Source organism: Stenotrophomonas sp. NPDC077421 (genome assembly GCF_049545505.1).
Taxonomy (GTDB): Bacteria; Pseudomonadota; Gammaproteobacteria; order Xanthomonadales; family Xanthomonadaceae; genus Stenotrophomonas; species Stenotrophomonas nematodicola.
Map to the genome: position 1 here is coordinate 1 of NZ_JBMWDP010000066.1, position 8,497 is coordinate 8,497.

General features: G+C 62.7%; 11 protein-coding genes. 6 read left to right on the forward strand and 5 right to left on the reverse strand.

What is annotated here, in order from left to right:
* Positions 1–565 precede the first annotated feature (565 nt).
* The 6 genes from ACPEH1_RS20095 (at position 566) to ACPEH1_RS20120 (ending at position 4,106) form a co-directional block, all read left to right on the forward strand.
* Positions 566–868 (forward strand): hypothetical protein, encoded by a 303-nt coding sequence (locus ACPEH1_RS20095; RefSeq protein WP_423716283.1) that lies wholly within the window; start codon positions 566–568, stop codon positions 866–868.
* 111 nt (positions 869–979) lie between these two features.
* The gene (locus ACPEH1_RS20100) at positions 980–1,342 is read left to right on the forward strand and encodes a hypothetical protein (protein ID WP_423716284.1); all 363 of its coding nucleotides are present in this window, start codon (positions 980–982) and stop codon (positions 1,340–1,342) included.
* 306 nt (positions 1,343–1,648) lie between these two features.
* The gene (locus ACPEH1_RS20105; RefSeq protein ID WP_154081174.1) at positions 1,649–2,026 is read left to right on the forward strand and encodes a hypothetical protein; all 378 of its coding nucleotides are present in this window, start codon (positions 1,649–1,651) and stop codon (positions 2,024–2,026) included.
* Positions 2,027–2,123: 97 nt separating this feature from the next.
* Positions 2,124–2,579 (forward strand): hypothetical protein, encoded by a 456-nt coding sequence (locus ACPEH1_RS20110; protein WP_192813873.1) that lies wholly within the window; start codon positions 2,124–2,126, stop codon positions 2,577–2,579.
* A 595-nt stretch (positions 2,580–3,174) separates the two neighbouring features.
* Positions 3,175–3,471, forward strand: coding sequence for a hypothetical protein (locus ACPEH1_RS20115; RefSeq protein ID WP_313241942.1), 297 nt, complete (start codon positions 3,175–3,177; stop codon positions 3,469–3,471).
* 152 nt (positions 3,472–3,623) lie between these two features.
* A complete protein-coding gene (locus ACPEH1_RS20120) occupies positions 3,624–4,106 on the forward strand; it encodes a hypothetical protein (protein WP_423716285.1) in 483 nt (160 codons plus the stop codon).
* A 98-nt stretch (positions 4,107–4,204) separates the two neighbouring features.
* On the opposite strand, the gene ACPEH1_RS20125 is transcribed toward ACPEH1_RS20120, so the two are convergent.
* The 5 genes from ACPEH1_RS20125 to ACPEH1_RS20145 form a co-directional block, all read right to left on the reverse strand.
* A complete protein-coding gene (locus ACPEH1_RS20125) occupies positions 4,205–5,461 on the reverse strand; it encodes a cysteine desulfurase (RefSeq protein ID WP_423716286.1) in 1,257 nt (418 codons plus the stop codon).
* Positions 5,458–6,720, reverse strand: a complete 1,263-nt coding sequence (sufD, locus tag ACPEH1_RS20130; RefSeq protein ID WP_153164523.1) for a Fe-S cluster assembly protein SufD — start codon at positions 6,718–6,720, stop codon at positions 5,458–5,460. Before sufD ends, ACPEH1_RS20125 begins: the two co-directional genes overlap by 4 nt.
* Positions 6,720–7,484 (reverse strand): Fe-S cluster assembly ATPase SufC, encoded by a 765-nt coding sequence (sufC, locus tag ACPEH1_RS20135; protein WP_017356439.1) that lies wholly within the window; start codon positions 7,482–7,484, stop codon positions 6,720–6,722. The genes sufD and sufC overlap by 1 nt, the downstream gene beginning before the upstream one ends.
* A gap of 46 nt (positions 7,485–7,530) precedes the next feature.
* Positions 7,531–7,938 carry a lysozyme inhibitor LprI family protein gene (locus ACPEH1_RS20140; RefSeq protein ID WP_136006578.1) on the reverse strand — a complete coding sequence of 136 codons (408 nt, stop codon included), beginning with the start codon at positions 7,936–7,938 and terminating at the stop codon, positions 7,531–7,533.
* On the reverse strand, positions 7,935–8,497 hold a 563-nt coding region (locus ACPEH1_RS20145; RefSeq protein ID WP_423716287.1), incomplete at its 5' end, for a SufD family Fe-S cluster assembly protein. The genes ACPEH1_RS20140 and ACPEH1_RS20145, both read right to left, overlap by 4 nt.

Genomic DNA, 8,497 nt, shown 5'->3' on the forward strand with positions numbered 1-8,497 from the left:
GCCCGCCCAGTACGCCGCACAGTTGGCTGGAAAGAGAGATACCATCAGCACCGGACTCTAAACCCGCCCACTACTCAAGCCGGGGGGACGTCGGCGGGGAATGGCGTTGTATATGAGCCAATGCAACCATATGCAATTGCTGTGGCAACAGCTGCGTTGCCAGGAGGTCCAGTTGTCAGGGCAGTTGCTGGATTGGCTGCCAGATCTCAGCGGGTTGGAGATGGGGTCTCTTCTGAATCCTCATCTTCTGGCGCTATGAAGAATAGTAGCGGAGACATCAGTGTGTCCGCCGATAAGGCTAGAGCAAACCCATATCCTCGCGAGGTGACGCGGCATGCAAATGAGAGGCTGCAGACGCGCGACAAGAATGTTACATATGAATCTATGGAGGCCGCTGCCGTTTCTGGTCATCGCACTCTGAACCATGCTACCGGTATAACAAAACATGACCTTCCTGCATCACCAACAGGGCGAGGTGTAACTGTAGTTACAAATCCAAAGGGAAGTGTCGTAACCGTTATGGACAAGGGGACAGAATTCATGAACAAGAAGAAGTGAGGCTTCCATGGAAATTTGGAACACTATCTTCGAGTGTCTGCAGAGCGTAGTGAAAGGGCAGTGTAACTACGTTGTGCTGCAACGCATTGTTGACAATGCGATCATTGAGGGAAAGATCCCTGACGAGTACTCGGGCGAAAGATCCGAGCTGTTATACGAACTCCAGACGCAGCTGGAGTTGATTGCGGAGCACCAGTCCAGCCATCTGTCACTTTCATCCAGCTATGGAGATGCCGAGATCATTTCGTTGCTGGATGACTTTGCAGCTCAGATGGAGAGAATTGGTGTTGATGATGAAAATTCTGGGTAGCACGCTTCCATTGCATTGCTCTGTAATGACCAGCCGTTTTCTGCTCAGGTCATCCGCTTTGGAAGGGCTGGCTGGATTCAAAGGAGCCTTCTCGTACGCTGAAGGAAGGTGATGGATAAGTCCGTGGATTTCGTGGCCAAGAGCTGCAGGCTGGCGGCATCGCTATCCGTCATTTCATTGGGGTCATTCCTTGCAAGTCTTGCCGCTATTGCTGCCGTGGGTAGAGGTGATGAAGGAAAGGTGGGCGAAACTGTTGTCGGCTGCGTAATGGCCGTGTTTCTGCTCAGCTCCGTCTTCGCAATGGTGATGTCGACGATCGGTGTGGTGCGCAACAGATCCCGGCTTGTCGACCGGGGAATGTTCCTGCTGTTCATCTGGTTGGTCCCCTATCTGGGGATCACGTTCTATGTTGGAGTTGTTGCCGCGCGCTTTATGCTCAAGCCCGCCAGCCAAGGGGCGGCATCCGGCGAATAGCGTTCACCCTGGATGGTCGTTGGTAGGAGTCGTGGAAAGTCAAACCCGAATACGCTATGCAGGGTTGGTGTTCAGAAGGTGGATGGGTGATTTGCGTGCCTGGGGGGGGTAAAACGTCCGTACCAAAGGATGGGTACACCAACGCATATTTCATGGCGGACCGAGGCGGGTCCAATGAAGGCACTTCGAAACTTGATCTGAGAGACTTCAAGGGATTCCATAGCATCGAAGGGAGGCTTGATGCCAAGCGGCTTGATCGGCAGTTCTCGGATACGTCCACGTGGCTTTTTGCCTATGGAGACCAGTGTGGACGTCAGCCTGACTCGGAGTGCGGTGCTGTTGGCGATCATCTGCGGAACGTCGGGGTGCGTAAGCAGGCCGGCGTGCGATTTTGATGTGCTGAATCATCAGCCGCATAGTGGCAGCGCGCAGAAGTTTGAGGTGGAGCTTCTCCGTCGTCTGGAATCAGACGGCCGGGTGGGTGGTCCTGGAATCAAGGTGAATCTGATTGCATCTCAGATCGAGCGCTCGGCTGACGGGAAGACGGGGGATAGGTTCTACTACGTGGTGGCTGATGGGCAGAACCGGTTCGTAGCCGCTGAGACATGCTCCGATGGTGTTGGAGATTGCGCAGCCAAGGCAGCCGATCTCGCCCGTTCCGCCTGTAAGAATCTGCAGGAGTAGCAGGGTTGTCCGTACTGGATGGGCCCTGCAGGGAAACCTCGGTTCGAGGGGCGCACGGGTGGAGTCGATCGGTCACGTTCCGGAGCAGGTAGCTACGATGCGCAAGTTTCCAAGGGTTTCCGAGTTGGGTGGGTCTGGCGAATCAGCCGGTATCTTGTCCCGGGTGGGTGCGTTGACTGGGTGCGTGGGCAGCCTGGCCTTCTGCACGATTTTCGCAAGCGCCTGCACACCGGAGCGGGCCGCAGATGTCAATGTGATCAATCAACAGCCGGGTAACCCGCTGGCGATTGACTATGCGATGTCGGTGGCAGACGTGCTGCGCTCCACTGCCGCACCATTGGATTGCAGCGTGCGGATAGTAGACGTGGTCCGTGTTGCTGGCGCAGGCACCATCGAGCCCACCAGACAGCGGGTCTACTTCGCAATTGTCGGGTCCGATGACAGGTTTCTGGAGGCGGATAGCTGTGGCTTCGACATGACAACGTGCGCCCGGACGGTCGCGCACACGGCCAAGCGTCTGTGCCTGTCGGCGCGTGGAACCCAGCCCTTCTGAGCAGCCGCGTCCGCCACCCTGGTAGTAACGCGGCCAGCGCTGCAGCACTTATTCGCGGTGGGGGCGGCGACGATCGGTGTGGTGCGCAGCAGATCCCGCCGTATGGACTGGGGAGTATTTATGCTGTTCATCTGGCGGGTCCTCCATCTGGGGGTCATGTTCTATGGTGCCGGTAAGAATCGTGGATTTGACAGGGAGCTGGGAAATGAATGGGGTTGATGGGGCGATCTCCATGATGCTCGTGATCGTGGGGCTGGCCGCGTGGGTTAACGGTATTGCCGCGCACGTCCTTCTTGTGAGGATGGATAAGTCACACCCGAACGTGTTACGCAGGGTTGGTATTCAGAACGTGGATTGGTGGTTTGCGTGCCTGCGTGGCGTGTTCGCGCTCGCAATGACGCAGCAGGGGCTGAGCGTCCCTGCCAGAACGCGGTGGGTGCTGAGAGGCGTTGTGGCTACATACGCAGTTTTGATTGTGTATGGAATCGTCACGATGCTGCGGTTGTAGCGTGCTGCCGTCGTCATGCGCGAGGCGCGCGCGGGCGACAGCGCGTGTCGGGATGTGTGAAATTGGGGCTGCGCCAGGGAAATTACCATGATGATCAATATCGTTTTTCTAGTGGCGTTTGTGTCTGTTTTTTTCTACCTGATCACGTTTTTCAGGTTTACCAGGCGCTTTCCTCGGCTCTATCCAGCGCTATGGAAGCATCTGGGCTGTCCAGAATCCCTGGGCCTGCATGGGCAGGCAACGTACCTGACGGTGGTACTGGGGTTGGAGAAGCGGGTGCCGTTACACGCGCTGCGTCAGGTTCGCGGCGAGATGGCTGCAATACGCGCGTTGTTGGCGATTACGGTTGTTGCTTTTACTGTGGCAGCGTTCATGACCGGCTGAGTCATTGGAATGGCGGCGTGGCACCGCTGTCGGGAGATGTCCACTACGACCCGAGCGGCACCGTATGATCATTCTCAGCTGATGTTTCCGCCGTATGGATCAGCGGAATTGCTTCCCGCTGGCTGATTGCCAGGATTGAGGATGCCGACCCCATGATGACGCCCTGCCTTCGCCTGTTCCTGCTCGCCGCAGGTTTCGTCGCACTTCCCGGATGCGGGTATCTACCGGCGGGCGGGGAGAGCAGTCAGGCGCCTGCGGCATGCAGGATGCAGGGAAATGGCGATGGCCCGCCGACCTGCATGACCAGCCTGACCAGCGTGCTTGCTGCACCGGATCGATTCGACGGAATGAAGATATCGGTGGGCGTATGGGTGGATGAGGTCAACGACGCCGTTCTTGTCTTTCCTACGCGTGAGGCGCTGGACATGCGGGACTCGTCCAGTTCACTGGTGATCTATCGAGGAACGAGTCCGGGCATGGGAGCGGTGTCGTTCAAGGCTGCGCCTGACAACGCGATGTATGTCCGGGCAACCGGTGTCTTTCATTGGAATCAGACGGGTGTCCGCAACGCTCACGCAGATCCGGTTGATTCAGGCCGGATGGGTGTCCTCGAGAGCGTCACTATTGAACGGTGACATGGCGGCGCGGGCTGGCCACGGTGCAGAGGCAATGGCAAAAAAAACGCCGCGATCTCCCGCAGCGTTTTCTCTGGCGCCCAGTACTCGCCGACGCATCACCCCAGCAACTTGCGCACCTTGTTCAACGCCGCAATGAAGCGCTCGATTTCATCATGCGTGTTGTAGAACGCGAGCGAAGCACGGCACGTGGCCGCCACGCCGTAGTACTGCAGCAGCGGGTGCGCGCAGTGCTGGCCGGAGCGCACAGCGACCCCTTCCAGGTCGAGCAGGGTGGCCAGATCGTGCGAATGGGCGCCGTCGATCAGGAAGGACACCACCGCTGCCTTGTCCGGCGTGGTGCCGAAAATGCGCAGGCCGTCGATCTTGTTCAGCTCTTCAGTGAAGTGCGCCAGCAGGTCGGCCTCGCGCGCTTCCACGTGCTCCAGGCCGAGCGTTTCCAGGTAGTCCACCGCCACACCCAGGCCGATGAAGCCGGCGATGTTGGGGGTGCCGGCCTCGAACTTGTGCGGGGCGTCGTTGAACACGGTGCCCTCGAAGCTGACTTCCTTGATCATCTCGCCGCCACCCAGGAACGGGGGCATGGCATCGAGGTGCTCGCGTCGGGCCCACAGGGCGCCGGTGCCGGTGGGGCCGCACATCTTGTGGCCGGTGATGGCGTAGAAGTCGCAGCCGATCGCGGCGATGTCGACCTTGCGGTGCGGCACGGCCTGCGAGCCGTCCACCACGGTGATGATGCCGCGCTTGCGCGCTTCCCGGCAGATCTCGCGGACCGGATTTACCGTGCCCAGCACGTTGGAGACGTGGGCGACGGCAAGCAGCTTGACCTCGGGGGTCATGGCCTTGCGCAGGGCGTCCAGGTCGAGCGCGCCTTCCGGGGTGATCTCGGCAACGCGGATGGTCGCGCCGGTGCGCTGGGCGACCAGCTGCCACGGCACGATGTTGGCGTGGTGCTCCATGCGCGAGACCAGGATGACGTCGCCGGCCTTCAGGCGCGGCAGCGCCCACGAGTAGGCCACCAGGTTGAGCGCGAAGGTGGTGCCGCTGCACAGCACCAGCTCGCTGGCGCGCACGTTGAGGAAGCGTGCCAGCTTCGCACGCGCGCCCTCGTAGGCGTCGGTGGCTTCGGTACCCAGCGCGTGCACGGCACGGCTGACGTTGGCGTTGTAGCGGCGGTAGAACTCGTCCACCGCGCAGATCACCTGCACCGGCTTCTGGCCGGTGTTGGCGTTGTCGAAGTACACCAGCGGCTTGCCGTGCACTTCGCGCATCAGCAGCGGGAAGTCCAGGCGCACGCGCGGCCAGTCGGGGGCGCTGCCGGTGGGCACGACCGGGCGCGGCGTGGACAGGTTCATGCCACGCCCGCCTGTGCCAGGGCGCGGTCGAGGTGGCGGGCGAGCTGCCCGGTCAGGCGCGCGTCGAGCACCTTGAGCGGTTCGTGGCAGAACGCCGCGCTGAGCAGCTGCTGCGCCTGGTCGGCGGGCAGGCCGCGCGAGCGCAGGTAGAACAGCGCATTGGCGTCGAGCTGGCCCACGGTGGCACCGTGCGCGGCCTTCACCTCGTCGGCGTCGATCACCAGCGTGGGCTGGGTATCGATCTCGGCATCGGCCGAGAGCAGCAGGTTCTTGTTGGACAGGTTGGCGTCGGTGCCATCGGCGCCTTCGCGGATGTGGATGCCGCCGTGGAAGACCACGCGGCTGCGGTTGGCGGCCACGCCGCGCCACAGCATTTCCGAGGCGGTATCACGCGCGATGTGGTCGATGCCCAGGCGGGTATCGACATGGCGGCGGCCATTGCCGAGCAGCACGCCGTTGGCGGTCAGCTGGGCGTTGTCGCCTTCCAGGCGCACGTTGAGCTCGTGGCGGCTCAGTGCCGCGCCCAGCTCCAGGTCGATGCGGCGGTATTGGGCGTTGCGGGCCAGCACGGCGTCGGTGCGCAGCAGCGCGGTGGCGCGCACGCCATCGGCCTGCACGCGGGCGTGGGCCAGCACACTGTCCTGCGCCAGGTGCACATGCACCAGCGTGTTGCCCAGGTGGGCGACATCGCCCACATGCAGGTGGTGCTCGATCACGCCGAGCGAGGCGCCGGCGCGCAGTTCGATCAGGTGGCGGTGGTGCCAGGCCAGGTCGGCGCTGCCGGCCACGCTGACGAACACCAGCTGCAGCGGCAGGTCGATCTGCGCCTTGTCGTCCACTCGCACCAGCACGCCTTCATCGGCGAGGGCGGCGTTGAGGCGGGCGAAGATCTCGTCGCTGCGCTCGAAACGGCGGCCGAGGAAGCGCAGCGCGTCTTCGCCGCCGGCCAGGGCCGCGGACAGGGTCTGCAGCTGCACGCCGGCCGGCAGGTCGCCCAGCTCGCTCAGCGCCGCGGAGGGGCGGCCATTGACGAACACCAGGCGCGGCGACGGCACGTCGGCCAGCAGCGCGGGGTCGACCTCGGCGGCGGCCAGCGGCGCCGGGCGGAAGCTGCGGCGTTCCAGCTGGCGCAGCGAGGTGTACTTCCAGGCTTCGGTGCGCGGACCCGGCAGGCCGGCCTGCAGCGCGGCATCCAGCTCGGCGCGACGGGCGTCGCTGCCGCAGAAGCCACTGGCGAGGGAATCGAGCAGTGCGCTCATCAGACCGCTGCCTCCGGCACCACGCGGTCCTTCAGGAAGTGGTAGCCGTGGGCTTCCAGTTCCAGTGCCAGTTCCGGGCCGCCGCTCTGCACGATCTTCCCGTCGGCCAGCACGTGCACCACGTCCGGCTTGATGTAGTCCAGCAGGCGCTGGTAGTGGGTGATGACCAGGAACGAGCGGTCCGGCGAGCGCAGTGCGTTGACGCCGTCGGCCACGCTCTTGAGCGCGTCGATGTCCAGGCCGGAGTCGGTTTCGTCCAGGATGGCCAGCTTCGGCTCAAGCACCGCCAGCTGGAAGATCTCGTTGCGCTTCTTCTCGCCACCGGAGAAGCCTTCATTGACGCCCCGGTGCAGCAGTTCGTCCTTCAGGTGCAGCACGGCCAGCTTCTGCCGCACCAGCTTGAGGAACTGCATGGAATCCAGTTCTTCCTGGCCACGTGCCTTGCGCTGCGCGTTGAGTGCGGCACGCAGGAAGTAGGTGTTGTTCACCCCGGGGATTTCCACCGGGTACTGGAAGGCCAGGAACAGGCCGGCGGCAGCCCGTTCTTCGGGGGCCAGCTCGAGCAGGTCGGCGCCCTCGAACTGGACGCTGCCTTCGCTGACCTCATAGCCGTCGCGGCCGGCCAGGACGTTGCCCAGGGTGGACTTGCCGGCGCCGTTGGGGCCCATGATGGCGTGCACCTGGCCGGGCTTCACGTCCAGCGACAGGCCCTTGAGGATTTCCTTGTCGCCGATGCGGGCGTGCAGGTTGTCGATCTTCAACATTGCAATAGTCGTCTTGTCAGATAGGGATTTGGGCGTGCAGCGCGACTCAGAGGTCGTATTCGCTGCGCTCCAGGAATTCGTTGCGCAGGTAGGTGGTGCGGGTTTCGGTCAGCGCGGCCTTGTAGCCGGCATACAGCATCGGGTACATCGAGCCGTACAGGACGCGCGGGTTCTCGTCCTTGCCCACCGGATAACGCGCCTCCAGGTCGGCGTCGCGCAGTTGGATCCACAACCGCTGGGCGGCTTTGATCTTCTCCAGCGCGACCGCTTCACCGGCGTGTTTGGCCAGCACCTGGCGATACACGGCGTTGAGCGCGGCGTCGGCCCGCTGCAGTTCCTGCGCGGCGCAGGCATTGAGTTCCATCTGGTTGCCGCCCGGGTTGCAGTCGGCGCGCTGCGCGAACGCCGGACACGTGGCACCCAGCAGCAGGACGAGAGCGAGGAGGGTCTTCATCCGACCGAGCCTTCCAGGCTGACTTCCAGCAGCTTCTTGGCTTCCACCGCGAATTCCATCGGCAGCTCGCGGAAGACCTGCTTGCAGAAGCCGTCGACGATCATCGACACCGCGTTCTCCTGGTCGATGCCGCGTGCGCGGCAATAGAACAGCTGGTCGTCGGAAATCTTGGAGGTGGTCGCCTCGTGCTCCACCGTCGCGCTCGGGTTCTTGACCTCGATGTACGGGAAGGTGTGTGCACCGCACTTCTTGCCGATCAGCAGCGAGTCGCACTGGGTGTAGTTGCGCGCGCCGTCGGCATTGCGGTCCACCTTGACCAGGCCCCGGTAGGTGTTCTGGCCGCGGCCGGCGCTGATGCCCTTGCTGACGATCTTGCTCTTGGTGCGCTTGCCGATGTGGATCATCTTGGTGCCGGTATCGGCCTGCTGGCGGTGATGGGTCAGCGCCACCGAGTGGAACTCGCCCACCGAGTCGTCGCCGAGCAGCACGCAGGACGGGTACTTCCACGTGATCGCCGAACCGGTGTCGACCTGGGTCCAGGTGACCTGGCTGCGTGCGC

Excerpts from the sequence above, each read along its gene's own strand:
- ACPEH1_RS20095 (WP_423716283.1), top strand. The coding sequence starts at position 566 with ATGGAAATTTGGAACACTATCTTCGAGTGTCTGCAGAGCGTAGTGAAA.
- ACPEH1_RS20100 (WP_423716284.1), top strand. The coding sequence starts at position 980 with ATGGATAAGTCCGTGGATTTCGTGGCCAAGAGCTGCAGGCTGGCGGCA.
- ACPEH1_RS20110 (WP_192813873.1), top strand. The coding sequence starts at position 2,124 with ATGCGCAAGTTTCCAAGGGTTTCCGAGTTGGGTGGGTCTGGCGAATCA.
- ACPEH1_RS20115 (WP_313241942.1), top strand. The coding sequence starts at position 3,175 with ATGATGATCAATATCGTTTTTCTAGTGGCGTTTGTGTCTGTTTTTTTC.
- ACPEH1_RS20120 (WP_423716285.1), top strand. The coding sequence starts at position 3,624 with ATGATGACGCCCTGCCTTCGCCTGTTCCTGCTCGCCGCAGGTTTCGTC.
- ACPEH1_RS20125 (WP_423716286.1), bottom strand. The coding sequence starts at position 5,461 with ATGAACCTGTCCACGCCGCGCCCGGTCGTGCCCACCGGCAGCGCCCCC.
- sufD (WP_153164523.1), bottom strand. The coding sequence starts at position 6,720 with ATGAGCGCACTGCTCGATTCCCTCGCCAGTGGCTTCTGCGGCAGCGAC.
- sufC (WP_017356439.1), bottom strand. The coding sequence starts at position 7,484 with ATGTTGAAGATCGACAACCTGCACGCCCGCATCGGCGACAAGGAAATC.
- ACPEH1_RS20140 (WP_136006578.1), bottom strand. The coding sequence starts at position 7,938 with ATGAAGACCCTCCTCGCTCTCGTCCTGCTGCTGGGTGCCACGTGTCCG.